Source organism: Candidatus Methylomirabilota bacterium, assembly GCA_036002485.1.
GTDB lineage: Bacteria > Methylomirabilota > Methylomirabilia > Rokubacteriales > CSP1-6 > AR37.
The window spans coordinates 73,263-99,668 of the sequence record DASYTI010000001.1 but is presented as its reverse complement, the minus strand read 5'-3'; the positions used below and the strand labels follow the sequence as shown (position 1 = coordinate 99,668).

The window sequence follows — 26,406 nt, the reverse complement described above, 5'->3', positions numbered from 1 at the left end:
CTCAATGCTCGCTGGCATCCTAATACAATGGATGCTCCGTCCGACCAGGTTACGAGAGTTTGAGCCCCGGGGCAAGGATTATGCCGGGGGACATGCATCTGTGTAAAGGCCGAAAAGAGCAGCCTTTTCCGAGTTTCATTGAATTTCGAGCTGAGACGCTGCCGGCGAGCCGGAGGCGAGCAGAGCGGCGAGGCGAGGGCTGAAATAGAATTTGCGATGAGGTATCGTATCCGGCATGCCAACCATCGACGCCGCCCGACTCGAATCGACCGCGACCCGCATCTTCGAGGCCCTGGGCGCCCCCGCCGGCGATGCCGCGTGGATCGCTCGGCTGCTCGTGCTCGCCAATCTCCGCGGCCACGATTCCCACGGCGTCATCCGCATTCCGCAATACGCGGAGGCCGTCCGGAAGGGCACCGTGGACCCGAAGTCGCCGATCACCGTCACCGCCGAGACGCCGGTGACGGCGCGGCTCGACGGCGGGCGCGGCTTCGGCCAGGTGGTGGCGCGGCGCGGAATGGAGATGGCCATGGTCAAGGCCAAGGCCTCCGGGCTCGCCGCGGTGGGGCTCTCGCGCACCGGACACGTGGGACGTCTGGCCGACTATGCGGAGATGGCGGCGCGGCAGGGTCTCGTCGCCATGCTCTGGGTCAATGCCGTGCACGGGCTCAACGTGGCGCCCTGGGGCGGCTCCGGACGGCGCCTGGGCACCAACCCGCACGCGATCGGGATTCCCGGCGCTGATGGACCCGCCATGGTGCTCGACTTCGCCACGAGTGTGGTCGCCGAAGGCAAGATGCGAGTGAAGAAGAACCGCAAGCAGCACGCGCCTCTCGGCTGGTTCATCGACGCGGAGGGTCGGCCGGCCACGGATCCCGAGATCTTCTACGGCGATCCCGTCGGCTCGCTCCTGACGGCGGGCGAGCACAAGGGCTACGGGATGTCGCTCGCGGTGGAGATCCTCGGCGGCATCCTCTCGGGCACGGGTCCGGCGGGGCCCCCGCCCGGCGTGTTTGCCAACGGGACGCTGATGATCTGCCTCGACGTGGAGCGCTTCGTGCCGCTGGCGGACTTCCACGAGCAGGTAGCCGGGCTCTTCGACTGGGTCAAGTCAGCCAAGCTCGCGCAGGGCTCCCAGGAGATCTTGATCCCGGGCGAGCCGGAGGCGCGTCTCGAGGCTTCGCGCCGGCGGGACGGCGTCCCCGTGGAGGACGAGACCTGGAATCAGATCGAGCGAGTGGCCGCCGAGCTCAACCTCCGCTGAGCCGAACCGTTCACGAGCGCGCGTACCGCATCCTGGCCGCCCCCTCACCCTGCCCTCTCCCCCGATGGGGGAGAGGGATGAAAATGAATCCCTCTCCCTCGGAGAGGGAGAGGGCCGCAGTTCGAGCTGAAGGGCGAGCCCTGAGGCGAGGGCTGAGTAGATCAGGGTGGCGTTGTCTCGCGAGTAGTTCAGGCTAGGGGAACAAACGCTCGATGTTCTTGTAGGCGAGCTTCTCGGCGACATCGGGGGGGAGCTGCTTGAGGATCTTGCGAGCTTCCCCGGCCATCCCGACCACCTGCTCCCACCGCGACGTCGTCCACGTGTCGCTGCCGAGCATGAACCGGTCGGCGTGGCGGATGAGGAGCGCGCGCCACGCGGGGTCGAGGGTGCCGCCGGGGGCCACCTCTCCATAGCGGTAAGACAGATCGGCCCACAGGCTCGCGTGCTTGTCCATGAGGGCGCCCACGGCCGGCGCGCCCGCGGACATGCCCGCGTGGGCCCAGATGATCCTCGACCGAGGCTCGATGGCGAAGAGCTCGATCACGGCGGCGTCGTCGGAGTGGGCGTGCAGGTACAGGTGTCGCTGCACCGCGATTTCCGTGATGCGCGTGAGCACGGGCGTGCGAATGTCCTTGCCATGGATGTGAAACTCGCCGATCCCCTTGTGCACGCCCTTGGCCAGCCGCTCCTCGAGGTACGGGATGATGGTCGGATCTTTCCACCACGTGCTCATGTCATCGCGGGTGCGATACGGGCGGAGGATGGGGATGACCCGCTTGGGATCGCGCTCGTAGAGCTTGAGGGTGCCGTCGTCCGGCGTGCTCGACACGAGGGCACGTCGGATGCCCGCCTGATCGAGGATGGCAAAGACCTGGTCCGGCGTGTACGTATTCCAGTCGGGCCGACTGTAGTGGATGTGGCCGTCGAAGAGCGGCGGCTCGGCGCTGCGGGCGGGGGTACTGAAGGTGAGCAGGGTCACGGCGAGCAACAAGATCCGTCTCATTGACCCCGAGGCTATCACAACTTACGATGCCGACGGGAGGAGCCCATGCTCGATGCGGTCGGCATGAACGAGATCAACAAGATCTTCGAGGTCCTGGACGCCATGGGCATTCACCGCGAGCACGTGGTGATCCCGCTCGGCACCGGCCAGGGTCGCGTGCGCCGCCTGCCCAGCGGCAAGCTCGAGATCATCGTGGACGCCACCACGCCCATCGACGAGTGGCTGAAGGGTCTGCCGGAGCTGATTCGGGCCGCGCAGTCTGCGTGAGGTCGGCCGCCTCCTCGCGTCTCGCCTTCCTGCCTTTCCTGGCCGTTGTCTTCTTCAATGTCAGCGGTGGTCCGTACGGGGTCGAGGATGCCGTCTCCGTCTTCGGCCCGGGGCTCGCGCTCTGCCTCCTCGTCCTCACCCCTCTGCTCGTGAGCCTTCCCGTCGCCCTCGCCATGGCCGAGCTGGGCTCCGCGCTGCCCGAGGAAGGCGGCTACGTCGCCTGGGTCGGGCGCGCCTTCGGGCCTTTCTGGGGCTTTCAGGTCGGCTGGTGGAGCTGGCTCAACAGCTTCGTGGATGTGGCCGTCTATCCCGCGCTCTTCGTGGACTACCTTCGCTACTGGCATCCGGAGATGACGGTGGCGGAGCGCTGGGCGCTGGCCCTGGGCTTCATCTGGATCTTGACGGCCGTGAATCTCGCCGGCGTCAGATTGACCGGCTGGGGCGCGGCCGCCCTGGCCGCCGGCGCCCTCTCGCCCATCGTGTGGCTCACCATCGCGTCCGCCTCGCGTGCCGTGCATGCGCCGTGGGTGCCCTTCGCGGCGCCGGGGCAGGGCCTCGTGGGCGGGCTCGGGCTGGGGCTCGCGGTGATGATGTGGAACTATTCGGGCTGGGACACCCCGAGCATGGTTCTCGGGGAGACGCGCGCGCCCGAAACGACGTATCGCCGCGCGCTCTGGTGGGCGCTGCCCGTCATTGCACTCGCCTACGTCGCGCCGGTGGCCTCGGGTCTGGCGGCCACGGAAGACTGGCAGAGCTGGCGAACGGGCCACTGGCCCGTGATCGCCGCGGCCGTGGGCGGCCCATGGCTCGCGGGCGCGGTGGTGGCCGGCGCGGTGGCGGCGACGGCCGGGCTCTTCCTCTCGCTCGTGCTCACCAATTCGCGGCTGCCCTATGCGCTTGCCCTTCGCGGTTTGCTGCCGCGATGGCTCGCAATCGTCTCTCCACGCACCCAGGTGCCATGGGCCGCGGTGCTCGTCTCGTGCGCGGCCTACAGCGTGTGCGCGCTCTGGTCCTTCAAGGAGCTGGTCATCCTCAATGTCTGGCTCTACTCGCTGACCCTGCTCCTCGAGATGGCGGCCTTCGTCGTCCTGCGTCTGCGCGAGCCGGCCCTGCCGCGGCCCTTCCGGGTGGGGGGCGGCGCCGCGGGCTTCTGGCTCACCGCCGTGCTGCCCTCCCTGGCCGCGCTCCTTGCCATGGCGACGGCGGGTTGGCTCAATACGATGGCCGGGCTCGCCGCCGCCCTCACGGGGCCGGCGGCGTGGTGCTGGTACCGCGCGCGATCAGCGAGGGCGGGCGGCTAGACGCGCGGCGGCCTGGAGAGGGCTCTCTCGCGGCGTGCGCGAGACGATATTCAGTCCCTGACGTCGTGCCCACCGCCATACCTGGCCGCGGAAGTAGTCATTGCTCATCAGACTCCCCGCCCAGCTCACGGGCACGCGGCCCTCGAGACGGAGAGGGCCGGCGACACGGGCGAGGGTCCAGGCGAGGGCCGCCGCTTCCGCGCTGGCGATGAGCCGCGCCGTGGCATTGCCCCCACGGGCCAGATGCAGCACGCGCGGCCCGAGCGCCGCGATGCGCGCCACGGCGTCCGGAGCCTTGGCGAAGCGCCGCGCCCGCGCTTCGTCTCCGTGCCCCAGCCACGTGAGCCCGAGCGAGAAGGCCGATCCCGCGTCGTGAAAGAGCGGTCCGAGCCCGCCGCCTCGCCTCCATCGTCCCCGGGCATCGCGGCCGAGAACGATGGAGCCTGTCCCCGACAGAACGAGCACGCCGGGGGTGGGGCCGAGGGCGCCGAGATATGCAGCCTCGGCGTCTGAGATGACCGTGATCCGGCGGGCGAGGTCCTGCAGGCGGCGCGCGGCCACGCGACGCTCGGCCGGCGTCCACACCCCGCGGGAGGCGACGACGAGGCGCGCGACGTCGCGGCCGCGCAGTTGCCATCGCCGCCAAATGCTCGCGAGCGTGATTCCGATCTCGTCCGAGGCCGAGGCGCGCACTCGGGCCCGCCGCCGCCGGCCGTGATCATCGGTGGCGAGCGCGCGCACCCAGGTGCCGCCCGCGTCGACGCCCACCGTCCATGTCCGCGCCATGGCGGTCATTTTGCGCCGTGCGCCTGCGCCGGCGATATGAATTTGTTGCGTGCTGGCATCGTCTGGGCACCTGTGGGACACTCACGGAGTCAGCAGCTTCCCCCCAACGGCGAGTCGCGGAGAGAGAACAGGGTGATCAGAGTGACCAGACCAATCAGGCTGAGTGTGATGATGGTGATGCTGCTCACGTCGGCCGGAGTGGCGGCTGCGGCGAGTCCGACGGAGACGGTGCAGGTCGCCGTGAAGCAGGTCTTCCCCGAGCAGGGCAATACTGCGGCGCCGAAGGTGTCCACGGACCAGCGCCGCGCGCAGATCCGCCAGGTGACGGAATCGCTCTTCGACTTCCAGGAGATGTCGCGCATCTCGCTGGGCGGATACTGGACCCAGGTGTCCCCGACGGAGAAGGACGAGTTCATCCGACTCTTCAGCAATCTGGTCGCCACTTCCTACATGGGCAAGATCGAGCAATATGCAGGCGAGCCCATCAGCTTTGTCGGCGAGCGCGTGGAAGGCAATGCCGCCGTCGTGCAGTCCCGGGTCGTCACCCCCAAGGGCTCGCAGATCCAGGTCGAGTACCGCCTGGCCAAGGCGGGCGATCGCTGGGCCGTCAACGACGTGCACGTCGATGGGGTGAGCCTGGTGGCCAACTACAAGACTCAGTTCGCCCGCATCATCCAGCGCGGCTCGTTCGCCGACCTCCTCAAGGCACTCCGCCAGAAGTCCGGCTCCTAGTAGCTCGGAGGGGGGCTCTGCCCCCCTTCCGAAGCCTCCCCCCGAACAGATTGCGCCGGCGCAGCCGGCGCTCGTAACGGAACACTCCTGTTCGCGAGGGCAGGGGAATTGCTTGGACAGACTGCTAACCCCGCTCTACTTGTGACGACGGCGTCGTGAGCCTGGGCCATAATGGCCCAGGCCCATGGCTTCCGCGCTGACCTGGCCCGACTACGCGATCCTCCTCGGATCGCTCGCGGCGCTCGTCGCCATAGGCGGTGCCTTCAGCGGCGAGCAGCGCGGCACCGCCGACTTCTTCCTCGCCCGTCGCCGCATCCCCTGGTGGGCGGCCTGTCTGTCCTTTCTCGCCACCGAGATCAGCGCCGTCACCATCATCTCGGTGCCCGCCACCGCCTACAGCGAGAACTGGGAATACGCGCAGTTCTTCGTGGGCTCGAGCCTGGCCAAGCTCGCCGTGGCCTATCTCTTCATTCCCGCCTTTTACCGCTACGACTGCACGACGATCTACGAGTTCCTGCGCCACCGCTTCGGTCCGGCGAGCCAGGTGACGGGCTCGATCTTCTTCTTCATCACGCGCCTCCTGGGCTCGGGGGTGAGGCTCATGGCCGCGGCCCTCGCCGTGGCCGTCCTGGTGGGCTGGCCGCTGTGGGCGACCATCACCCTCTTCACGGTGGTGTCGATCGCCTATATCGGCCTGGGCGGCGTCAAGGCCGTGGTGTGGACCAATGTGTTCCAAGCGAGCACCTTTCTCATCGGCGGCGCCCTCACCGTCGGCTTTCTCGCCTTCAGCACCGAGGGCGGGCTCGGAGCCATGCTCGGCACTGCCGCCGAGGCGGGCCGGCTCAGCGTCATCAACTGGGGGCCCGCGCCGGGGGCACCCGATTTCTGGAGACGGGTGCTCACCGATCCCAATATCGTCTGGCTCGCCGTGCTCAACGGCTTCGTCGGCTCCATGGCCGCCTTCGGCACCGACCACGACCTGATGCAGCGCCTGCTCACCGTGGAGACGCGCGGCGAGAGCCAGCGCACGCTGAGCCTCACGCCCATCGGCACCCTGGTGACCCTCGCGTTCTATCTCTCCATCGGCGCCGGGCTCTTCACCTTCTACGCGCAACACCCGGGGCAGACGCTGCCGCGACCGGACGAGATCTTCCCCTTCTTCATCCGGACGGCCATGCCCGAGCTGCTCCGCGGCGTGATGCTCACGGCCATCGTGCTCGCCTCCATCGACTCGCCCCTCGGCTCGCTCGCCGCCTCCTTCGTCACCGACATCTACCGGCCGTTGCTGGTGCGTGACGGCACCGAGCGCCACTACCTGATGGTCTCGCGGGTCGCCGTGGTCATCTTCGGCTTGCTCCTGGCCATCCTGGCCTGGGGCTTTTCCTTCTTCGACAAGATCCTGTGGCTGGCCTTCAAGATCGCCGGAGTCACCTTCGGCTCGCTCCTGGGCGTCTTCCTGCTCGGTCTTCTCACGAAGCTCCGCGCCAACCGCGCCAATGTCGCGGCCATGATCATCATGGCCATGGTCAACCTCGTGCTCCTGACGCTTTCGGAGTCGGGCCGCATCGCGCTCGGCTGGTCGTGGCTGGTGATCCTGGGGACGGCCGGGACCATGCTCCTGGCCCCGCTCCTCGCCCCCCTGCTCGACGGCGACCGCGACGCTCGCGCCTGACCCGCGCTCCCGTCGCGCGCTCCGCCGGAGTATGATCGGAGCGTGACGCCAGAGCTCACCCCGCCCGCCGCGGTTCCCACCCTCGGAGACGACTCGCGCGTCCGTCTACGCGCAGGGATCCTGTCGCTCGTCGTGTCGGTGATCCTTCTCGGCGCCAAGTACCAGGCCTATCGGATGACGGGCTCCACGGCCATCCTGTCGGATGCTCTCGAGACCATCGTCAACGTGGTGGCCGCGCTCTTCGCTCTCGGCGGCCTCGTCTTCGCCGGGCGCCCCGCCGATCGCAACCATCCCTATGGCCACGGCAAGATCGAGTTCTTCTCGGCGGCCTTCGAGGGCGGGTTGATCGCCTTCGCGGCCGTGGTCATCGTGTACGAGGTCGGCCGGAGTCTCCTCGCCGGACCCGAAGTGCGCCAGCTCGGCCTGGGCGGCCTCATCATCTTCACCACCGGCCTCGTCAATCTCGCTCTCGGCGGGTACCTCGTGCGCACGGGCCGGCGCTATCAGTCGCTGACCCTGGTGGCCGACGGGCAGCACGTGCTCGCGGACTTCGTGACCAGCACGGGCATCGTGGTGGGCCTCGGCCTCGTGTACCTGACGGGCATCGCCTGGCTCGACCCCGTGGTGGCCCTGGTCGTCGCCCTCTCATTGATGTGGACCGGCTTCCGGCTCGTGCGTCACGCCGCCGGCGGCCTCCTCGACGAGGAAGATCCGGCGCTCCTGAGCCGTGTCCTCAGCGGGCTTCAGACTTATGTCGGCCACGGCGTGATCCGCGTCCATCACCTGCGCGCGATCCGTTCGGGGCGTTTCCACCACGTCGAGGCCCATCTGGTGGTACCGGAGTTCTGGAGTGTCGACCGGGCGCACGAGGTGGCGGAAGATGTGGCGGCGCGGGTGATCAAGGATCTCGGCGTCGAGGGTGAGATGGTCTTTCACACCGATCCCTGTCACCGGATCTACTGCGCGGCCTGCGACCTCCAGGATTGTCCGATTCGGCGCGAGCCCTTCCGGACGGTGACGCCCCTCACGCTGGAGGAAGCCGTCCAGCCGGATATGCCCCGCCCCGTACCCTAGATGTTGGCGGGCAGGGCCAGGCTGGCCGCTCACGCGCGGGTCGTTTCAGCCCTCGCTTCGCCGCTGACTAACTCAGCCCTCGCCTCGCCGCTCTCGTCGCCTGCGGCTCCTCGGCAGCGTCTCAGCTCGAACCCCAACCCAGCCCTCGCCTCAGGCCTTCGCCCTTCAGCTCGAACTGCGGCCTGCGGGATCAACTCAGCTCTCGTCTCGCGCCGGCGCCAGGTCGTCGCTCAACTCGGATCCACTCGGCTCTCGTCTCGCGCCGGCCTCAGGCCGTCGCTCAACTCGAAATGCGGGGCAGCGTCTCGGCTCGAAATTCAGAGCCGGGCAATCTCCGGGAAGACCTCCGTCTGGGCCCGGCGCAGGTCCTCGACGAAGTCCACCTCCGTCCACGGCAATCCCGTCACGTCCACGGCCTGCACGGGGTGCCGGCTCACCAAGAGATGCAGGGCGTCCTCGTACTCGCAGAGCCCCTGGCTCTCGTCGATCACGTGCTCGAGCAGGCGCACGAGTTCTGGACCTGCCTCCGCTCCGCACTTGAAGAAGCCAATGCCCTCTCCCACGCGGTCCCACGCCTTGGGAATCACCTTCTTGCCGAGGGCGATGACCTGGTCCCCCTGCGTATAGATCTTCACCTCCTCGCCCGTGTCGGCAAAACCCAGGTCGATGAGGAGCGCGTTCGCGGCCGCCGATCCCACGAGCCGGCGCAGAAACTCCCGGGGGAACACCACGTCCGCGTCCATGATGAGGGTGGGCTCCCGCACCATCACGTCGCGGGCGCAGTAGAGGGACAGGGCCGAGCCCTTCTGGTAGGCGGGGTTGTGAACGCACTGGATGCTCAGGCCGCGCGGTGCCGACGCGGTCAGGGCCTCCACTTGATCCGCGCAGTGCCCGACCACGATCACCACACGCGGCACGCCGACCGCGTGGAGCGCCTCCAGCATCCACGCGAGCATGGCCCGGCCTCCCACGGGAAGGAGTGATTTCTGCGTGTGATCGGTCAGGGGGGCGAGCCGGCGGGCCACGCCGGCGGCCAGGATGACGGCCGTCACCTGGTCGTCTCGGCGTTCCTGATTCGTTCGTTCATGGCTCTCGGCGCGTGGTGGCGAATCGGCCTAAGGGTCGCATCGGGGGAGCGGAGTGTCCATAATATTTTTGGCCTTCTCTCGACTCTGCCTGGAGTAGAAGAGGAAGCACGGGGACGGGGCTCACCCTCCGCGTCGAGGTTCCCTTTGACCTCTTCCCCGGACTCTGGCACGATCGGCGCGCATGTCAGAGGGTCCATCCAACATGGCCGGCCGCCCGGACGGAGGTTCGTGCGCGAATGAGCAAGACGACGACCCCGTGGTCCGAGACGGGACGGGCGCCTGATCCCAAGGGGGCGGCGCCCCGCGAGGCTTTCCGGCGTGACGGCTTCGTGGTGGTGCCGGGCCTGTTCGGCGAGGAAGAGATGCGAAGGATCTCGGCGTGGACCGACGAGCTGCAGGGGCTACCCGAGGTGCCCGGTCGATGCATGATGTACTTCGAGCCGAGCTTGCTGCGCCCCGGCGAGCGCGTGCTCCAGCGGATCGAGAACTTCTGCCCGTTCCATGACGGCTTTGCCGCGTTGTGCGACGGCGACAAGCTGCGCGGCTCCGTGTCCCGGCTCTTCGGCGAGCCCGCCGTGCTCTTCAAGGACAAGATCAATCTCAAGCTGCCCGGCGGCGACGGATTCAAGCCCCATCAAGACCAGCAGGCCGGCTGGAGCGCCTACGCCGACCTGTTCATCACGGCCATGGTCAGCCTCGACGCCACCACCGCCCAGAACGGCTGCCTGGAGCTCGCGGCCGGACACCACACGCGGGGCCTTCTGGGGGACGAGTGGACGCCCCTCACCGACGACGACATGCGCCGCCTGGGTGCCCGTCCCGTGCCCACCCAGGCCGGCGATGCCGTGTTCTTCGATTCCTACACGCCGCACGCCTCCGGCCCGAATCTCACCGCGGAGCGCCGGCGTGTGCTCTACATCACCTACAACCGCCAGTCGGCCGGGGATCACCGCATACGCTACTATGCCGACAAGCGGAAGAGTTTTCCGCCTGACATCGAGCGAGATCCGACCCGGACCTACACCTTTCGAGTCTGAATCGACGTGGGGAGGGAGCGCCGGCCGCTCCCGGGCACGCGGGTCTTGATTCCCACGGCCGATTCTGCTACTCAAGACAGTCGTGGAACCCAGAGGATGATGATCCGTCGAGCTCTTCGGGTCGCGCTCGTTCTCGTGGCCGGCCTGTCCATCGCGTCCCCCGCCTACGCCTATCTCGATCCGGGGACGGGAAGCATGCTCGTCTCCGCGGTGATCGGCGTGACGGCGGCGGTGGCCCTGGCCGTCAAGATGTTCTGGTACCGGCTGGTCGGCTGGGTTCGCGGCAAGAAGCGCGGGCCTCGCCCAGGAGCGGTGGACGGCACACCCGCCGCGGACGAGTAGCGCGTCGCTCGGCGCTGCCCGACGGCTCCGGCGTCGCCGCGCCCCATGAAGATGTGGCGGGACTGGACCAGCTATCGCCGCTTTCAGAAGCTTCCGCCGCGCGACCGCAACATCGTCTTCTACTCCGAGACCCACCAGGACTGGCATCACCTCCAGCCGCTCATCGACTTCCTGATCGAGAAGCTGTCCCGGACGGTCTGCCACGTCACCTCCGAGCAAGTCGCCGACCTTCCGTCCAATCCCCGCACCGGTCTCCACGCCTTCCGCATCCGCTCGGGAGCCATGTGTACCTGGTTCTTCCAGATGCTCAAGGCCGACGTCATGGTGCTGACCATGCTGGATCTGGGAAACTTCCAGCTCAAGCGCTCCATCCACCCCGTCCGCTACATCTACGTGTTCCACAGCATGGGGAGCACGCACATGGTGGACCACGAAAATTCGTACGATCACTACGATAGCCTCTTCTGCACCGGGCCCCATCACGTGGCGGAGATCCGCCGGCGTGAGGAGCGGAACGGCCTGGCCCCCAAGCACCTGTTCGCCTACGGTTATCCCCGGCTCGAGCGTCTCGTCGAATTCGCCGCCGCCCACCGGCGGGAGCCGTCGGAAAGCATCACCGCGCTGCTCGCCCCCACCTGGGGCGAGCACTCGATTCTGCACGTTTGCGGGGAGCCGTTGATCGCCGCCTTGCTGGGGGCCGGCCTGCGCGTGATCCTGCGGCCGCACTACCAGACGACCCGGCTCTCGCCGCGCCTCGTCCAGGACATGATCACCCGGTTCGGGAAGCACCCCCGATTCCAGTACGTGGACAGGATGGACGAGAGCGCCTCGCTGCTCGAGTCCGACCTTCTGATCTGCGATTGGTCGGCCATGGCCATCGAATACGCCCTGGGCCTCGGCAAGCCCGTGCTCTTCGTCGATGTTCCCCCCCGCGTGCGGAACCCGAAATACGCAGAGCTCGGTCTGGAGCCGATGGAGATGCGCATCCGGCGGGAGCTCGGGACCATCCTGCCCCTCGACCGTGTGACGGACGCGCCCCAGCACGTGGCGGCCTTGCTTCGCGGCGCGGCGGAGTTCCGTCAACGCAGCGCCGCCTTGCGGGAACAATGGACGTTCAACTTCGGACGCAGCGTCGAGGTGGGGGCGCGGGAGATCGCGCGCATCGCGGACGAGCGAAGGGAGGCGGGGGCGCCCGGCACTCCCCTGAGGGCGGGGCGCCGGCGAGGCGAGGAGCGGTGAGCGCGCGACGACGGCTGCTCCGCTGGGGGAGCTGGTTCGCCGTCGTCAACGCGGCGCTCCTGGGTGTCGTCGGCCTGCGCTACCTCTGGTACTACGTCGCCGTCGGGCCCTCGGTCGCCTGGGTCTACGCCCTCCTCGCCTACGTGGGCCACCTGTCCGCGCTCGCCTACCTCCCCTTCCTCCTGCTCGTTCCCGTCATCGCGCTGATCCCGCGGCCGCGACTGGTTCTGCCCCTCGGCGTCTTTCTGGGCAGTGTCGTTCTCAGCTTCCTGCTCCTCGACACCCTGGTTTTCGCCGAGAACCGATACCACCTCAGCGTGCTGACCTTCACTCTGCTGGAGCCGCAGACCTGGGCGTTCCTCGCTCTGTACTTTCTCCTGGGCATGGCCATCGAGGCGATGCTGGCCGTCTGGGTCTGGAAGCGCACCGCCCTTCCCGCCACGCGTCGGATCGGGCGGTATCTCGCCCTGGGCCTCGGGAGCTGCCTCCTGGCCAGCCAGCTCATCCACGTGGTGGCCGACGCGCGCTACTACGTGCCCGTCACCTCGTTCACCCGGTACCTGCCGCTCTACTACCCGCTCCGGGATTATCGGCGGCTGTGGAGGCTCGGCATCGTGGATCAGGCCCGGGCGCGTGAGCAGAGCCTCGCGGCCGCCCTCGCCCGGCCCCCGAGCGGCGAGCTGAACTACCCAAGGGCCCCGCTGCGGTGCGATCCGCGCCCGGCCCCGCTGAACGTCCTGCTCGTCGTGGTCGACGCCATGCGCGCCGACGCCCTGAGGCCCGAGGCCGCGCCGAGGCTCGCCGAGTTCGCGCGCGACACGATCCGGTTCGAGGGGCACTACAGCGGCGGGAACTCGTCGCGGGCGGGAATGTTCTCCCTGTTCTACGGGCTCCCCGCGACTTACTGGGACGCCTTCGCCGACATCGCTCAGCCTCCGGTGCTCATGGACCTGTTCCGACAGTACGGCTACCAGCTGGGGTTGTTCGTCAGCTCGCCCGTGTACGCCTGGGTCGTCGGGCTCGATCGGACGGCCCTGGCCCGCGTCCCAAACCTACGCCGCGAGACGATCTCGCTCTATCCTGGGTCGAGCGGGCGGGACCGGACCTTGACCGAGGAGTGGCTGGACTGGCTCAACCGGCGGGACACGGCGCGTCCGTTCTTCGGGTTCCTGTACTACAACGCCGCGGTGGCCATGGACCCGCCTGACAATTACCCCCCGGTGGCTGTTTCCGTCCCGCCGGGAGCATCGACCCAGGTACGCCAATACGCCCGGTACCTGACGGCCGTGCACTACGTGGACTCCTTGGTCGGGCGGGTGCTCGACGATCTGGAGCGCCGGAAGCTCCTCGAGCGCACCGTGGTCATCGTCACCTCCGATCACGGGATGGAGTTCAACGAGAACGGGCAGGGCTTCATGGGGCACGCCACCTCCTTCAGCGACTACCAGATGCATACGCCCCTGCTCGTGCGCTGGCCCGGACGGCCACCGGGCCGCGTCGTTCGCCGGACCTCCCACAACGACGTGGCGCCCACGCTGCTCACCGAGCTGTTCGGCTGCACGAATCCGCCCTCCGACTACGCGAGCGGGCACAGCCTCTTCTCCGACCGGCAGTGGGAGTGGCTCATCGCCCTCGGTCTCACCGACTTCGCCTTGATCGAGCCCGACCGGGTGATCATCGTCTACCGGGCCGGCATCGAGATCCGCGACCAGAACTATCGCCTCGTCCAGAAGCCCACGCTCCCGCGCGACAGGCTGCGGGCCGCGCTGCAGGAGATGAGCCGGTTCTACCGGTAATGGAGAGGCAGGGCGGGCGGTGGCGGCGGCTGGCCCGCGGCCGCGCGACGCGACTGCTTCCGGGACTGCTCGTCGTTCTGGGCGCGATCGCCCTCCCCGTCTCGGCAGGGGAGGCGGGCGGCGAAAGCGTCCACATCACGACCAACCGCCTCGACCTCCTGTTCTCCCTCGACGGCGCGCGCCCCACGCGGTGGCGGGCCTGCCATCCGTCTTGTGCCATGGCCGACGGGGCGTCGGGGACGTCGGTCCAATTCACGAGCGACGATGAGCCGTCGCAGGCGCGGCTCATCCTTCGCGGCCCCGGTCCTGATCCATCCGTGGACCTCCAGCGCCTGCGCTTCACCGCCGCCCTCACGGAGGACGCTCGCGCCCGGATCGTGACCTTCCAGTCCGACCTGCCCATCGACGGCGTCCGTCTCGTGAAGTCATTCGAGATCTCGCGGGAGGGCTACGAGGTCGTGATGACCGTGCGACCGCTCGGACCGAACGCGGCCGCTTTCATGACGGACCGGCGCCTCGAGCTCGAACTGGGGGCGGGCCGTCGCCTGTTCGCGGCACCGGCCGCCGGCTTCGCCGCGGTGCTTGATCGTGTCAGCCGAGTGGTGGTCGCCGGAGGTATCGTCCGCGTCGTCGACGACGATCGCCGAGACCCCACGCCTCTCCGCGCGGGCGACTGGGTGGGTTTTCGCAGCCGATTCTGGGCCATTGTCCTGCGTTCGGATGGCGCCGGCGTCCTCGAGTCGCGGCCCGGGACGAGGGTCGCCCTCGTCTCCGCCCACGATCCAGAACAGCGCTCATGGCGCTACACGTTCTACTCGGGGCCGCTCGAGAACCGCGCCTTGACCCAGGCGGACCCGGCCCTCGAAGAGATGCTCTTCTCCGGGCTCTGGTCCTGGCTGCGCGCGCTCAGCTTCGCCCTTCTGTTCCTCCTCCGCGGGCTGACCGCGCTCGTGGGTCATCCCGGCGTGGCCATCGTCGCTCTCGCGGTGTCGGTAAAGGTCCTCCTCCTGCCCCTGACGGCCGTGGCCGAGCGATTGCAAGAAAAGGTCAACGCCACCCAGGCGCGGCTCCAGCCCGGGATCGACGCCATCAAGGCAGCCCATCGCGGCGAGGAGCGCGCACGGCGCACCCTCGCCTTGTACCGTGAGGAAGGCGTCCACCCCCTGTACACCTTGAAGAGCCTGCTCGGCTTCCTGATCCAGCTTCCCGTGTTCATCGCCGTCTTCGACATGCTGGCGGAGGACTTCGATCTCTACCGGGTGTCATTCCTGTGGATCCCGGATCTGTCGCGGCCGGACGAGCTGCTCCGGCTACCCATGTGCCTGCCCTTCTTCGGGTGCCACCTGAACCTGCTCCCGGTCGTGATGAGCGGAGTCTCGCTGGCCGCGCTGCTGCGGTTCCCCTCGCGCGTCCTCACGCCCCCGCTCGTTCGGCGGCAACGCAGGAACCTGATGGGCATGACCCTGCTGTTCTTCCTGCTCTTCTACACGTTCCCCGCGGGCATGGTCCTCTACTGGACGTCGACGAACCTCTTCCAGCTCGCCAGTCAGGAGCTGGGGCGACTGCGACGGTCTCGGCGGCGACAGGATTGAGCCGTCTCGGTCGCGTGAGCGGAACGCGCTCGAGCTCGGGGGCTGTCCAAGTAATTGCCATGCCCTCGCGAGCAAGAACGTTCCGCTTCGAGCGCCGGCTTCGCCGGCGCAATTTTCAGATTGCTCGCCTCTGACGGCAGGGCCCCAGCCCCGCGACGTCCTGCGGCTCGCCCTGCATCGGGGGAGGCTTCGGAAGGGGGGCGGAGCCCCCCTCCGAGCTATCTAGGGACTCGAGCGCGTGATCTGAGCGGGGGAGGAGGGCAGGCCGTCGAGGAAGTCGCGGACGGTCCGCGTGAAAGCCTCTGGCTGCTCCCAGAACACCCAGTGGCCGGCCCCCTCGATGATGGTCAGCCGAGCGCCGGCGATCTGCGCGGCGAGGAACTGGTGATTCCGCACGGGGGTGAGCCGGTCCTCGGCCCCGCACACGACCACGGTGGGAACGCGGATATCCTTCACGCGGCTCATGACGTCGAAGGTGTCGTCCGCGATCCAGTCTCCGTAGGTGACCCATGGGTCGCCGTTCGCCGTCAGCTTCTGGACGGCGTCGACGACGGGCGGAGGCGTGGCGGCCGCGTAGGCCCACGAGCGATCTGTCGCGGATGGGCGCCCGGACGTGGCCGCGTCGCGGGCCCCGCGAAGGAGAGCGGGGTGCACGCGCAGCCGCGCGCCCGTGTCGACCAGCCCGAGGCCCTCGAGCAGCTCGGGGTGATGGAGGGCGATCATGAGGGCCACGGCGCCTCCCATGGAATGGCCGACCACCACGAAGCGATCCCATCCCAGCCTCTTCGCGAGCTCGATCACGAAGTAGGCGTAGTCGGCAATCCCGCGAAAGCCGCGGCCCGGCGACCCTCCATGGCCGGGCAGGTCGATGGCCACCGGTACGTGAGCGGCCGCGATGGCGGTCATGTGGGGGACCCACACGTCCGAGTTGCACCCGGTCCCGTGCACGTAGAGCACGCGCTGTCCGGGGCGCGCCGCCCCGCTGGTGATGGCCTGATACTGGATGGTGCGCTCGGCGATGACGACGGATCCCATGTCTCACTCAGCGGGAGCGGGAAGACCGGGATCGCGGGCGCCCGGTTCGTCGGCCGCCTCTGGCCGGCGGGCCGGCGGTCCCCGGCGGACCTTGACCCGGCGTATGAGCGGGATCAGGAGCACGACGGCGATGTACGCCACCACCATGAGCCAGAAGTCGTCCGCGAACGACAGGATCTGCGCCTGGGTCCTGGTCTCGCGGTAGAGCATCGACAGCGCTTGCCGCTCGGCGGTGAAGGTGTCGGCGCCATGGGCCATGAAGTGGGCCGCCCACGCCCGGAGCCGATCGTCGACCACGGAATTCCAGATGTCGATGTGGCTGGCCAGGGTGAACTGATGCTGCTGGCTGCGCCGGGCAAGGAGCGTGGTGGCCACGGCCACCCCCACGCTTCCGCCCATGTTGCGGAGCACGTTGTACGCAGCGGTCGCGTTGCCCAGGCGCTCCGTCACGATGGTGCCGAGAGAAAGGGCCTGGAGGGGGAGGAAGATGAATCCCTGCGAGAAGCCCTGGAGGAAGCGCGGCCAGGCCAGGCTCCAGAAGTCCATGGTGGGCGTGACCTGCCCCATGAGCCAGAGAGCATATGCCCCAAGCAGACAGCCTCCGGCGAGCATGAGGCGCTGGTCTACCCGCGCGACGAGCCGGCCGGAGATCATGAGCGAGATCATGGTGCCGAGCCCCCCGGGGGCCAGGGTGAGCCCCGAAGACCACGCGTCGTAGCCCAAGATCTGCTGGGTGTAGAGGGCGACGAGGAGAAGGCTCGAGTTGAAGCCGAGGGCGACCATGAAGATGGCGAGGGTGCTGACCGCGAAGTTGCGGTCCCTGAACACATCGAGATCGAGGATGGGCTCGGCCGCGCGGATCTCGCGGATCACGAAGGCGCACAGCGTGAACACGGCGAGCAAGCCCAGGCCGACGATGAGCGACGAGTCGAACCAGTCGTTGCGCTCGCCCAGGTCGAGAAAAAGCTGAAGGCAGCCGAAGCCGAGCACCATGAGGGCAATACCCCAGACGTCGACGTGGCGGGGCCGGCGGTGAAAGGGCGCATCGAAGAGAAAGGCGCTCACCATGAAGAAGGCGAGGATGCCGATGGGGAGATTGATGTAGAAGATCCAGCGCCAGGACCAGTTGTCGGCGATATAGCCGCCCACCGTGGGCCCGAGGATGGGGGCCATCATGATGCCGATGCCCCACACCGTCATGGCCGTCCCGCGCTGCTCGAGCGGGAAGATCTCCCACATGATCGCCTGCGTCATGGGGACCACGGAGCCTCCGCCCAGACCCTGGAGAATGCGCATGGCCACGAGGAACTCGAGGTTCGGCGCCAGTCCGGAGAGGAACGAGCTGGCCGTGAAGGTGAAGGTGCAGATCAGGTAGAAGCGCCGCCGCCCGAACACCGCGGTGAGCCAGCCGCTGGCCGGGATGACCACGGCGTTGGCGGCCAGATACGAGGTGATCACCCAGGACATCTCGTCGATGCTGGCCGAGAACGATCCCTGCATGTGGGGGAGGGCGACATTGGTGATGCTGGTGTCGAGCACCTGCATCACGGTGACCAGCATCACGGAGAAGGTGATGGCCCATTTCCGCACGGAGCCGACGGGCACGTCGGTCGCGGGGGATGGTGGGGGCTGGGCCACGCGCTAACATGCGCACGGCCCTTCTGCGATGTCAAATGCTCAGGTCGACCCTCGGGCCTTCTCCAGCGAGGGAGCGAGCAGGCGAGCGAGCGCCGCGTCGAGCTGGCAGCGGCGCCAGCCGTAGGCCGTCACCGCCGCCACCCCGGGGCGGAGCCACTCCGCGTCCCAGGGATCGCGCATCAGCACCACCCCCAGGGCCGGCGCATCGTCCTGGAGAGCGTCGAGGAGCGCGCGATTCGACGGATAAAGATGCGCATCGTAGAGGAAGACGATGACGGCGTCGGCGGCTCTGGCCGCCGCGGCCGCGCGCGCGATCTCGGGCTCGCCGGGCTCGACGGCCACGACCTCCACCTCCGGCTCGACCCCGTGAGGCGCAAGGGCCTCGCGCACGAAGCGCGCCTCCTCTCGCATGACGTCCTCGACGGTGATCCGGGGCGCCAGCTCGGAGAGGCGAGGGAAGATCACGAGCACGCGGCCGTTGAGGGCCCGACGAAAGGCGGACGTGATGGGCGCCACGCAGGTCGCGGCGCGCGTGGCCTGGGCCTTGGCCAGGGGCTCCCCGTCGCGCTCGGGGCGTGGGGAGCCGCCGTGGTAGCGAGCGGCCCGCTTGGCGGCGAGAGCCTCGATGCGCGCGGCGCTCTGCTCGAGGCCGCGCAGGGGCAGCCGCGATGCCCGACCGGCCTCGAGCAGCGCGCGGTGCGCTTCATACTGGAGCGCGGGCGTGTGGCAGATCAGAAGGAGATCGTGTCCGGCCGCCGCGGCCCGGACGGCGGCCTCGCCCACGGGGCAGAGCTCGCCAATGGCGCCCATCTCGAGGTCGTCCGACACGATGACCCCTCGGTAGCCGACCTCGCCGCGCAGGTATTCCTCGACGATGAGCCGCGAAAACGTCGCGGGCATGCGGGGGGCGGGATCCAGGCGCGGGTAGAGCGGATGCGAGGTCATGATCGCGTCGACGTCGGCTTCCATGGCGGCGAGGAAAGGCGGCAGGTGTGTCGCGTGCATCTCGCTCCAGTCCGAGTCGATCACCGGCAAGCCCAGATGGGCGTCAATCGGGGCATGGCCCTTGCCCGGGAAGTGCTTGGCGCAGGCCGAGACGCCCGCCGCCTGCATCCCGCGGATGCGCGCGGCCCCGAAGCGCGAGACCAGCTCGGGATCCTTGCCGTACGAGCGAATGCCGATGTTCGGACTGTAGCGCTCGGTGAGCACGTCGAGCACGGGGGCGAAGTTGAGATCCACGCCAAGCCGTCGCAGCTCGCGTCCCTCGAGGAGACCCTGACGATGGGCGAAGCCAAGCTCTCCGGCCGTCCCCACCGCGAGCGCGTCGGGGAAGATGGTCACGCCGCGCCCCAGCATGATGATGCGCCCGCCCTCGTGATCCGTGGCCACGAGGAGGCGCCGGCCCAGCGCCTCCTCGAGGCGGTCGAGCAGACGGGCGAGGCGCTCCGGCGTCTCGAAGTTGCGGCGATAGAGGATGAGTCCCCCGGCCTCCGTCAGGCGAAAAAGTCGGATGTCCTCGTCTGTGAGGTCAGGCCCCGGCAGGCCGAACATGAGCTTCCGCCCCACCAGCTTCTCGAGGCTCATGAGTAGAGCAGGTACGGCCGGCGCTCGCGGGCGAACCGGACAAGATCCGGCTGCCAGGAGGCCTCGAGACGCGCGAGGGGCACCCCGCGCTCGAGAGCGCGCCGTATTCCGGGGCCGCCGCAGAGCAGATCCATGGGCAGCCTCACGCGCTCGAATTCATAGGGCGGCTTGCGCCAGCGGAAATGGCGCGGGGCCTGACCGCGCGCCTCGGCGATGAGGGCGACATAGGTCGCAAAAGGCTTGAAGCGAGCGGCGTCGGTGACGTGGACCTGGAGCCCGCCGCAGCGCTGCCCCTTCCACTTGTGAAAGGCCGGCTCGAAGCCCACGGGGCGGAAGCGCACGCCGGGCAACCCGCGACGCTCGAGGGCCCGCGCGAGTCGTGGGCCATCCAGATAGGGCGCGCCGATCCACTCGAAGGGCCGCGTGGTGCCGCGGCCCTCCGAGAGATTCGTGCCCTCGATGAGGCAGCCGCCGGGATAGACGCGGGCCGTGTCCGGCGTCGGCATATTCGGCGAGGGCGCCACCCACGGCAGCCCGGTGTCCTCCCACACCATGCCCCGCTTCCAGCCCAGCATGGGCACCACGGTCAGATCGCAGCCGAGGGCGTGCGTATCGTTCAGATATCCGGCCAGCTCGCCCATAGTCATGCCGTGTCGGATGGGAAGAGGGTAGAGCCCGACGAAGGAGCGCCAGCCCGCCACGGGCCAATTGCCCTCGAGCCGCTCGCCGCCGAGGGGATTCGGACGATCCAGCACGATGACGGGGAGATTCACGCGGGCGGCGGCCTGCATGGCGAGGGCCATGGTCCAGTTGTAGGTGTAGTAGCGCGCGCCCACGTCCTGGAGATCGATGACCAGCGCGTCGAGCCCGTCGAGCGCGCGCGGCTCGGGATCGAGGCGCTTGCCGTAGAGGCTCATGACGGGCAGCCCGGTCAGCGGATCTCGCTCGTGGCCGACGAGCACGAGGTCTTGCGCGGCGCCCGTGATGCCGTGCTCGGGCGCGAAGAGGCGACGGAGCTTCACCCCCTTGACGCGCATGAGCGCCTCGGCGGCGGGGGTCAGGTCGGCCGTCACGGAGGCGGAGTGGCAGAGCAGGCCGACGGATTGTCCACCGAGGAGAGTCCGGAGGCGCCCGAGCAGGACGTCCAGACCCGAGAGGACGGCGGTCATCGCCCTCCATAGTAGGGTAGGCTTCGGGACCATGGCGAGGATTCGCTACGACCGGCTGCCCACGGAGCGCAGGAATCCCCGGAGCGGGCGGCTCGACAGGCTGAGCGCAGCGGCCATCGCGCGGTTGATGAATCGAGCGGACGCGGGAGCGGTGCGTGCGGTCGGACGCGCGACGCCGGCCATTGGCAAGGCGGTGACCGGCATCGTCGAGCGCCTGAAGGCCGGGGGCCGGCTCATCTTCCTCGGGGCGGGAACGAGCGGGCGGCTCGGGGTCCTGGAGGCTGCCGAGTGTCCCCCTACCTTTAATATTCGCCCCGCCCAGGTCCAGGCCCTGATGGCCGGCGGCCGGCCGGCGGTGTTCAGATCGGTGGAGGGCGCCGAGGACGACGCGGCGGCGGGCGCTCGCGCCGTCCGGCGTCTCGCCCGGAGCGAGGATGCCGTGGTCGGCATCGCGGCCAGCGGCGTCACGCCCTTTGTCCGGGCCGGACTCACCGAAGGGCGCCGCCGCGGCGCCCTCACCATCCTCGTCACCTGCAATCCCGCGGTGCCGCGCGGCGCCGCGCGCATTGTGATCGCGCTCCGCGTCGGGCCCGAGGTCCTCGCCGGCTCCACGCGTCTCAAGGCCGGCACCGCGACCAAGCTCACCCTCAACACGCTGACCACCGCTGCCTTCACGCGGCTGGGCAAGGTCCACGGCAACCGCATGGTGGATCTCCAGCCGCGCTCGGCGAAGCTGCGGGCCCGGGCCGTCACGTTGGTGAGCGAGCTGGGCGGGGTCAGCCCGGCGCGAGCGATGCGTCTTCTCGGCCCGGCGGGAGGGAGCGTCAAGGTCGCCGTCGTGATGGCCCGCCGGCGCATGACGGTTGCCCAGGCGCGCCGCCGACTGCGCGACGCGCGGGGCTTCCTGGGGCCGGCAGCGGGAATCTGAGCGTCACGGTATCTCGGGCTCCCGAGCAATTCCTCGCTTCACGGCAATGCAGCCGAGCTGGCCAAGCACCCCCGTGGTAGCAAGACGCTGGCTCAGCTGCAGGCGCTCGAGTCCCTCCTGATAACGCACGGGCCCGCGGATGGAAGCCAGCAGCTCCAGACCGGCTGCCCGTAGGGCTTCGAGGTAACTACACGGCGAGGTAGGCGCGGCGCACGTCGTCGCTCGCGAGGAACTCGGACATCACGCCCTCGTAGCGCACCGTGCCCTTCTCGAGGATGTAGACGCGGTCACCGAGGGCGGAGACGAAGCGGACGTTCTGCTCGGTGAGCATCATGGTCAGGCCGGCCCCCTTCAGACGACGAAGCTGCTCCTCGAGCGTCTCGACGACGAGCGGGGCCAGGCCTTCGGACGGCTCGTCCAAGAGCAGAACCTCGGGGCTTCCCATGAGGGTGCGGGCGATCGTCAGCATCTGCTGCTCACCGCCGGAGAGATGACCCGCGCGCTGGTGTCGCCGTTCCTTGAGGTGCGGGAAGAGCTCGAAGACCCGCTCCGCGGTCCAGAGATTCGGGGCCGCGCTTCCCCACGTCTTCCGCGCCACTTCGAGGTTCTCGCGCACGGTCAAGTTCGGGAAGACGCGCCGGTCCTCCGGCACGTAGCCGAGTCCCCGTCGGGCCACCCGGAAAGGAGGCAGCCCGCACACGTCGTGGCCGCGCAGCCGGATGTGGCCCGACCGGGGCGGCGCCAGCCCGATGATGCTCTTGAGGGTCGTGGACTTGCCGGCGCCGTTCCGGCCGAGGAGACACACGACCTCGCCCTCGGCGACCTCGAGGGAGAGATCGACGAGGATGTGGCTGTCGCCGTAGAACGTGTCGACGTGGTCGACCTCGAGGAGCGCCATCAGTGAGCCTTCGTGTAGCCGAGGTAAATGCGCTGGACCTGTGGATCGAGACGGATCTCCTGGGGCGCTCCCTCGGCGACCACGGCCCCCTGATGCATGACGGTGATCCGGCGGGCGACGGCGAAGACCACGTCCATGTCGTGCTCGGTGAAGAGCACCGTCAGCCCGGTGTCGGCGGCGATGCGCGCCACCAGCGCCATGAGCTGGTGGCGTTCCCGCGGGGCCATGCCCGCGGTCGGCTCGTCCAGCATGAGCAGCCGGGGTTCGCTGGCCAGCGCGATGGCCAGTTCGAGCCGGCGCTGATCGCCGTGGGACAGGATCCCGCTCGGCTTGGGCGCCTGGTCCCTGAGCCCGACGCGCTCGAGGATCGCGAGCGCGCCATCCCGATACAGTCGCGCCGCGCGGGCCATGAGGTTGTAGTGCCGGCGATGGTGGGAGAGCAGCGCGGTCTGCACGTTCTCGAGCACGGTCAGGCGCCGGAAGACGCTCGTGATCTGGAAGGTGCGACCGATCCCTCGGCGGCACACCTCGTGGGGAGGCAGGGCACTGATCTCCTCTCCGCCGAAATAGACGAGACCCGAGTCGTGGCGGATGTCGCCGGTGATCAGGTTGAAGAGGGTCGTCTTCCCCGCTCCGTTCGGCCCGATGATCGCTCGGAGATCGCCCCGCGGGATCAGGAGGTCGACGTCGCAGACGGCCTGGACGCCGCCGAAGTGCTTCTTCAGCGCGCGCGTCTCGAGGACTACTTCGCGATCGTCGGCCGTGGTCGCCACGCACGTCTCTCGAGCAGCCCGACGAATCCTTGGGGGAGCAGCACGACCACCGCGATGACGATGGCGCCCAGGAAGAGCGGCCAGTAGATCGGCGCCCACTTCGAGATGAGCCACTCGAGGAGCTTGAACCCGAACGCGCCGGCCAGGGGGCCGTAGAAGGACTGCACGCCGCCCAGCAAGACGACCACCAGCGGCTCGAACGACTTGGTGAAGAACGCGAAGTCCGGGAAGACGCTTCCGTTGTGGAAGGCGAAGACGCCTCCGGCGATGCCCGAGAAGAAGCCGGAGAGGACGAAGGCGTAGAGCTGGTGGCGTCGGACGTTGACTCCGATGAAGCGGGCGCGCCGGGGGTTCTCCCGGATGGCCTTGAGGGCATAGCCGAAGGGCGAGTTCACGATGGCGTAGAGGCCGAGGAAGGAGGTACCGATGATGAGCAGTGTGAAGTAGTAGTAGGCGGTCTGCGATCGCAGGAAGGTGGGCGGCCACACGTTCAGCAGGCCGTTGTCGCCGCCGGTCAGGCTGGTCCACTTGAAGATGACGGTGTAGACGATCTGTCCGAAGGCGAGGGACAGCATCGCGAAATAGGTATGGGTCAGCCGCACGATGAAGAAGCCGAAGACGAAGGCGCCCAGCGCGGCCACCAGCGGCGCCGCGGCGAGGGCGGCCAGCATCGGCCACCCGGCCTTCTGCGCCAGCAGCGCCGCGGCGTAGGCGCCGAGCGCGAAGTAGGCGGCGTGGCCAAAGGACACCATGCCGCCGAAGCCCATCAGGAGGTTGAACGCGGTGGCGAAGAGCGCGACCACCGCGATCTCGATCAGGAGCACGATGAAGAAGGTCGACAGGACGAGCGGCAGGGCGAGGGCGGCGGCGAGGGCGATCCCCCAGACGGCGGTGCGGCGTCCCACGGTCGTCACTCCTCCGGATGGCCGAGGAGTCCCCACGGCCTCACGATCAGGACGACGGCCATTATTGCGAAGAGCAGGACAATCGAGACGGCCGGGAAGATCAGGATGCCGAAGGACTGGAGCTCGCCAACCAGGAGCGCGCTGATCAGGCTGCCCGCGAAGCTCCCGAGCCCGCCGATCACGACGACGACGAAGGCATTGATGAGGACGTCGCCGTCCATCCCGAGGGCCACCGCCACCGTCGGCGCCGCGAGCGCCCCGCCCAGCCCCGCCAGCCAGCTCCCGAACACGAAGACCTCGGTGTAGAGCTTCGAGACGTCCACGCCGAGTGCGCCGAGCATCTCCCGGTCGACGGTAGCGGCGCGGACGAGCATACCCCAGCGCGTGCGATAGAAGAGAAGCCAGAGCCCGACCGCGACGAGCGGGGACAAGCCCAGGACGAGCAGGTAGTACGACGGGAACGGCTGGCCGAAGATGCGCACGGAGCCCGCGAGCGCGTCCGGGCGGGGGACGCTCTTGTTGTCGGGGCCCCAGACGAGAAGGACGAGCGTTCCGATGACGAGGATCAGCCCGAAGGTGAGGATGAGCTGCATCATCGGGTCGCGGCGGTAGATCCGGCGGAGCAGCGTGACCTCGATGACCCCACCCAGGATCCCCACGCCGACCGGGGCGAGGAGGAGGGCGATCCAGAAGCTCACGGGATGCTCGGGCATCACCTCGATGAGCGTCACCATGAGGTAGGCGCTCACCATGTAGAAGCTCCCATGGGCGAGGTTCACGATGCGCGTCACGCCGAAGATCAAGGACATGCCGACGGAGACCAGGAACAGGAACATGCCGACGCTGAGCCCGCTCATCACCTGGACGAGAACGAGCGGACCGTTGGTGATCCAGGGGAAAAGGCTCGTGATGAAATCCATGCTCGGCTGCGGGCGTTGAGGCGTGGGCCGGGGCCGCGCGGCCGCGACCCCGGCCCGGAGAGCCCCCGCCTACTTCTTCTTCTCGGCGGCGGCCGCCCGGAGCTTCGCTACCTCGTCGCAGCTCTTGACAATGTCCTTGCCGTGGAACTCCTCGATGTCGGCGACGATCGGCTTGCCCTCCTTGCCCATCTTCACGACGCCCCCGAATTGCGGCGCGATCGCCTGCTGGTCACAGCCCCGCATGATCACCTTGCCCCACGGGAACTCCATCTCGAACCCCTCGCTGAGCACGGCGATGACCTTGTCGGTGTCCGTCGACTTCGCCCGCTTGATGGCCTCGGCGATGATGTAGGCGCTCGCGTAGCCCCACGAGGCGCCCAGCTTGGGCTGGGGGTCTTTCATGCCGTGGGCCTTCGCCCACTCCGTGTACTTCTTGTTCCACTCGGTGAACTTGGGGTGCCGCTTCAGCACCCCCTCGTCGTACCAGGGGAAGGTCGTGGTGATGGCGCCGACCGGCGCCTCCTTGCCGAGCGGGTCCAGCTCGTCGGGGGTACCGATGGCGGGAGTGAAGTAATGGACCTTTTCCACGAGCGCGAAGGGCCGGGCCTGCTTCACGAAGGCGATCTCCTGAGCGCCCCACAACCCACTGAAGAAAGCCTCCGCGCCCGACTGAAGCAGGGCGGTGATGTAGGAGCTATGGTCGGTCTCGCCGAGCTTCGGCCAGTTCTGCTGGACCACCTGAACATCGGGCTTGAGATGCTTCAGGTACGCCCAGAACTCCTCCCAGAGGTTCTGACCGTACTCGTAGTCGGGTGAGATGTGTGCCCACTTCTTGTACGGGAAGGCCGCCGCCTTCTTCGCGACCACCCGCGCGTACTGGTTCACGTTGTTGGTAGTGTGGGCGACGTACCGGTGCCCCTCGTCCCAGGTCAAGCGCGAGGTCTGGCAGTGAGTGGCGAAGTAGAGGACCTTGGCGTCCTTCGCGTAGGCGGAGATGGCCAACCCCACCGCGCTGGTGATGCAGCCGGCGAGGAAGTCCACTTTTTCCTGGAGCACCAGCTCGCGCGCGGCCTTGACCGCCTCGTCGGGCTTGAGCTTGTCGTCGCGGTGGATGAACTCGAGCGGCCGTCCCAGCACGCCGCCGGCGTCGTTGATCTCCTTGGTGGCCATGGCCAGCCCTTCCTTGTACGGGAAGGTGAAGACGGTGGCGACACCGCTGTACGAGTTGATTTCGCCGATCCGGATGGGTTTACCCTGCGCGCGCGTGGGTGCGAGCGGGGCCCCCAGGGCAAGGGACACGCTCAGGAGAATGGTTCCGGCGATTGCGGTCCGTCGATCGATTCTCATGGCCCGCCTCCTTGTG

Annotated in this window: 24 protein-coding genes; 12 read left to right on the top strand and 12 right to left on the bottom strand. The window is 68.5% G+C overall.

The window, feature by feature from the left end; translation table 11 throughout:
- Positions 1-235 precede the first annotated feature (235 nt).
- Complete coding sequence (locus tag VGT00_00485; GenBank protein HEV8529875.1) at positions 236-1,264, top strand: Ldh family oxidoreductase; 1,029 nt, start codon at positions 236-238, stop codon at positions 1,262-1,264.
- Positions 1,265-1,457: 193 nt separating this feature from the next.
- Here the strand turns inward: VGT00_00485 and VGT00_00480 are convergent, their stop codons facing one another.
- Positions 1,458-2,267 (bottom strand): amidohydrolase family protein, encoded by an 810-nt coding sequence (locus VGT00_00480; GenBank protein HEV8529874.1) that lies wholly within the window; start codon positions 2,265-2,267, stop codon positions 1,458-1,460.
- Positions 2,268-2,312: 45 nt separating this feature from the next.
- Between VGT00_00480 and VGT00_00475 the strand changes: the two genes are divergently transcribed.
- The gene (locus VGT00_00475; GenBank protein ID HEV8529873.1) at positions 2,313-2,534 is read left to right on the top strand and encodes a hypothetical protein; all 222 of its coding nucleotides are present in this window, start codon (positions 2,313-2,315) and stop codon (positions 2,532-2,534) included.
- The gene (locus VGT00_00470; GenBank protein ID HEV8529872.1) at positions 2,531-3,835 is read left to right on the top strand and encodes an APC family permease; all 1,305 of its coding nucleotides are present in this window, start codon (positions 2,531-2,533) and stop codon (positions 3,833-3,835) included. The genes VGT00_00475 and VGT00_00470 overlap by 4 nt, the downstream gene beginning before the upstream one ends.
- Here VGT00_00470 and VGT00_00465 read toward each other — a convergent pair.
- Positions 3,815-4,630, bottom strand: coding sequence for a BadF/BadG/BcrA/BcrD ATPase family protein (locus VGT00_00465; GenBank protein ID HEV8529871.1), 816 nt, complete (start codon positions 4,628-4,630; stop codon positions 3,815-3,817). The two genes, VGT00_00470 and VGT00_00465, sit on opposite strands and share 21 nt — an antisense overlap.
- A 159-nt stretch (positions 4,631-4,789) precedes the next feature.
- Here VGT00_00465 and VGT00_00460 point away from each other — a divergent pair, with 159 nt between their 5' ends.
- The 3 genes from VGT00_00460 to VGT00_00450 all read left to right on the top strand — a co-directional run bounded on the left by VGT00_00460 (position 4,790) and on the right by VGT00_00450 (position 8,099).
- Positions 4,790-5,353 (top strand): ABC transporter substrate-binding protein, encoded by a 564-nt coding sequence (locus VGT00_00460; protein HEV8529870.1) that lies wholly within the window; start codon positions 4,790-4,792, stop codon positions 5,351-5,353.
- A 184-nt stretch (positions 5,354-5,537) separates the two neighbouring features.
- Positions 5,538-7,025 carry a sodium/solute symporter gene (locus VGT00_00455; GenBank protein HEV8529869.1) on the top strand — a complete coding sequence of 496 codons (1,488 nt, stop codon included), beginning with the start codon at positions 5,538-5,540 and terminating at the stop codon, positions 7,023-7,025.
- 42 nt (positions 7,026-7,067) lie between these two features.
- Positions 7,068-8,099, top strand: a complete 1,032-nt coding sequence (locus tag VGT00_00450; GenBank protein ID HEV8529868.1) for a cation diffusion facilitator family transporter — start codon at positions 7,068-7,070, stop codon at positions 8,097-8,099.
- A 317-nt stretch (positions 8,100-8,416) separates the two neighbouring features.
- On the opposite strand, the gene VGT00_00445 is transcribed toward VGT00_00450, so the two are convergent.
- Positions 8,417-9,151: a phosphocholine cytidylyltransferase family protein gene (locus VGT00_00445; protein HEV8529867.1), complete on the bottom strand. Its 735-nt coding sequence runs from the start codon at positions 9,149-9,151 to the stop codon at positions 8,417-8,419.
- A 272-nt stretch (positions 9,152-9,423) separates the two neighbouring features.
- On the opposite strand from VGT00_00445, the gene VGT00_00440 reads away from it, so the two are divergent.
- The 5 genes from VGT00_00440 to yidC all read left to right on the top strand — a co-directional run bounded on the left by VGT00_00440 (position 9,424) and on the right by yidC (position 15,193).
- Positions 9,424-10,224 carry a phytanoyl-CoA dioxygenase family protein gene (locus tag VGT00_00440; protein HEV8529866.1) on the top strand — a complete coding sequence of 267 codons (801 nt, stop codon included), beginning with the start codon at positions 9,424-9,426 and terminating at the stop codon, positions 10,222-10,224.
- Between the two features lie 96 nt (positions 10,225-10,320).
- Positions 10,321-10,566, top strand: coding sequence for a hypothetical protein (locus VGT00_00435; protein HEV8529865.1), 246 nt, complete (start codon positions 10,321-10,323; stop codon positions 10,564-10,566).
- Positions 10,567-10,611: 45 nt separating this feature from the next.
- Complete coding sequence (locus VGT00_00430) at positions 10,612-11,805, top strand: CDP-glycerol glycerophosphotransferase family protein (GenBank protein HEV8529864.1); 1,194 nt, start codon at positions 10,612-10,614, stop codon at positions 11,803-11,805.
- Entirely contained in the window at positions 11,802-13,601 is a 1,800-nt protein-coding gene (locus VGT00_00425; GenBank protein HEV8529863.1) for a DUF3413 domain-containing protein, read from the top strand. Before VGT00_00430 ends, VGT00_00425 begins: the two co-directional genes overlap by 4 nt.
- Positions 13,601-15,193, top strand: coding sequence for a membrane protein insertase YidC (gene yidC, locus VGT00_00420; GenBank protein HEV8529862.1), 1,593 nt, complete (start codon positions 13,601-13,603; stop codon positions 15,191-15,193). Before VGT00_00425 ends, yidC begins: the two co-directional genes overlap by 1 nt.
- A 222-nt stretch (positions 15,194-15,415) precedes the next feature.
- Here the strand turns inward: yidC and VGT00_00415 are convergent, their stop codons facing one another.
- The 4 genes from VGT00_00415 to VGT00_00400 all read right to left on the bottom strand — a co-directional run bounded on the left by VGT00_00415 (position 15,416) and on the right by VGT00_00400 (position 20,619).
- A complete protein-coding gene (locus VGT00_00415) occupies positions 15,416-16,228 on the bottom strand; it encodes an alpha/beta hydrolase (GenBank protein ID HEV8529861.1) in 813 nt (270 codons plus the stop codon).
- Positions 16,229-16,231: 3 nt separating this feature from the next.
- The gene (locus tag VGT00_00410) at positions 16,232-17,833 is read right to left on the bottom strand and encodes a DHA2 family efflux MFS transporter permease subunit (GenBank protein ID HEV8529860.1); all 1,602 of its coding nucleotides are present in this window, start codon (positions 17,831-17,833) and stop codon (positions 16,232-16,234) included.
- Positions 17,834-17,905: 72 nt separating this feature from the next.
- On the bottom strand, positions 17,906-19,450 hold the full coding sequence (gene nagZ, locus VGT00_00405; protein ID HEV8529859.1) for a beta-N-acetylhexosaminidase: 1,545 nt from the start codon (positions 19,448-19,450) through the stop codon (positions 17,906-17,908).
- Complete coding sequence (locus VGT00_00400; protein HEV8529858.1) at positions 19,447-20,619, bottom strand: DUF1343 domain-containing protein; 1,173 nt, start codon at positions 20,617-20,619, stop codon at positions 19,447-19,449. The genes nagZ and VGT00_00400 overlap by 4 nt, the downstream gene beginning before the upstream one ends.
- A gap of 31 nt (positions 20,620-20,650) precedes the next feature.
- Between VGT00_00400 and VGT00_00395 the strand changes: the two genes are divergently transcribed.
- Entirely contained in the window at positions 20,651-21,547 is an 897-nt protein-coding gene (locus VGT00_00395) for an N-acetylmuramic acid 6-phosphate etherase (GenBank protein HEV8529857.1), read from the top strand.
- Between the two features lie 187 nt (positions 21,548-21,734).
- On the opposite strand, the gene VGT00_00390 is transcribed toward VGT00_00395, so the two are convergent.
- The 5 genes from VGT00_00390 to VGT00_00370 all read right to left on the bottom strand — a co-directional run bounded on the left by VGT00_00390 (position 21,735) and on the right by VGT00_00370 (position 26,390).
- Positions 21,735-22,445 carry an ABC transporter ATP-binding protein gene (locus VGT00_00390; protein HEV8529856.1) on the bottom strand — a complete coding sequence of 237 codons (711 nt, stop codon included), beginning with the start codon at positions 22,443-22,445 and terminating at the stop codon, positions 21,735-21,737.
- Positions 22,445-23,218, bottom strand: coding sequence for an ABC transporter ATP-binding protein (locus VGT00_00385; GenBank protein ID HEV8529855.1), 774 nt, complete (start codon positions 23,216-23,218; stop codon positions 22,445-22,447). Before VGT00_00385 ends, VGT00_00390 begins: the two co-directional genes overlap by 1 nt.
- A complete protein-coding gene (locus tag VGT00_00380) occupies positions 23,188-24,123 on the bottom strand; it encodes a branched-chain amino acid ABC transporter permease (GenBank protein ID HEV8529854.1) in 936 nt (311 codons plus the stop codon). The genes VGT00_00385 and VGT00_00380 overlap by 31 nt, the downstream gene beginning before the upstream one ends.
- 5 nt (positions 24,124-24,128) lie before the next feature.
- Complete coding sequence (locus VGT00_00375) at positions 24,129-25,043, bottom strand: branched-chain amino acid ABC transporter permease (GenBank protein ID HEV8529853.1); 915 nt, start codon at positions 25,041-25,043, stop codon at positions 24,129-24,131.
- Positions 25,044-25,112: 69 nt separating this feature from the next.
- Positions 25,113-26,390, bottom strand: a complete 1,278-nt coding sequence (locus VGT00_00370; protein HEV8529852.1) for an ABC transporter substrate-binding protein — start codon at positions 26,388-26,390, stop codon at positions 25,113-25,115.
- Between the last annotated feature and the right edge of the window lie 16 nt (positions 26,391-26,406).

Bases quoted from the DNA above. Each gene is read 5' to 3' on its own strand.
- yidC (HEV8529862.1), top strand. From the start codon at position 13,601: ATGGAGAGGCAGGGCGGGCGGTGGCGGCGGCTGGCCCGCGGCCGCGCG.
- VGT00_00435 (HEV8529865.1), top strand. From the start codon at position 10,321: ATGATGATCCGTCGAGCTCTTCGGGTCGCGCTCGTTCTCGTGGCCGGC.
- VGT00_00415 (HEV8529861.1), bottom strand. From the start codon at position 16,228: ATGGGATCCGTCGTCATCGCCGAGCGCACCATCCAGTATCAGGCCATC.
- VGT00_00440 (HEV8529866.1), top strand. From the start codon at position 9,424: ATGAGCAAGACGACGACCCCGTGGTCCGAGACGGGACGGGCGCCTGAT.
- VGT00_00475 (HEV8529873.1), top strand. From the start codon at position 2,313: ATGCTCGATGCGGTCGGCATGAACGAGATCAACAAGATCTTCGAGGTC.
- VGT00_00460 (HEV8529870.1), top strand. From the start codon at position 4,790: ATGATGGTGATGCTGCTCACGTCGGCCGGAGTGGCGGCTGCGGCGAGT.
- VGT00_00400 (HEV8529858.1), bottom strand. From the start codon at position 20,619: ATGACCGCCGTCCTCTCGGGTCTGGACGTCCTGCTCGGGCGCCTCCGG.
- VGT00_00430 (HEV8529864.1), top strand. From the start codon at position 10,612: ATGAAGATGTGGCGGGACTGGACCAGCTATCGCCGCTTTCAGAAGCTT.
- VGT00_00480 (HEV8529874.1), bottom strand. From the start codon at position 2,267: ATGAGACGGATCTTGTTGCTCGCCGTGACCCTGCTCACCTTCAGTACC.
- VGT00_00375 (HEV8529853.1), bottom strand. From the start codon at position 25,043: ATGGATTTCATCACGAGCCTTTTCCCCTGGATCACCAACGGTCCGCTC.
- VGT00_00455 (HEV8529869.1), top strand. From the start codon at position 5,538: ATGGCTTCCGCGCTGACCTGGCCCGACTACGCGATCCTCCTCGGATCG.
- VGT00_00465 (HEV8529871.1), bottom strand. From the start codon at position 4,630: ATGACCGCCATGGCGCGGACATGGACGGTGGGCGTCGACGCGGGCGGC.
- nagZ (HEV8529859.1), bottom strand. From the start codon at position 19,450: ATGAGCCTCGAGAAGCTGGTGGGGCGGAAGCTCATGTTCGGCCTGCCG.
- VGT00_00390 (HEV8529856.1), bottom strand. From the start codon at position 22,445: ATGGCGCTCCTCGAGGTCGACCACGTCGACACGTTCTACGGCGACAGC.
- VGT00_00485 (HEV8529875.1), top strand. From the start codon at position 236: ATGCCAACCATCGACGCCGCCCGACTCGAATCGACCGCGACCCGCATC.
- VGT00_00370 (HEV8529852.1), bottom strand. From the start codon at position 26,390: ATGAGAATCGATCGACGGACCGCAATCGCCGGAACCATTCTCCTGAGC.
- VGT00_00395 (HEV8529857.1), top strand. From the start codon at position 20,651: ATGGCGAGGATTCGCTACGACCGGCTGCCCACGGAGCGCAGGAATCCC.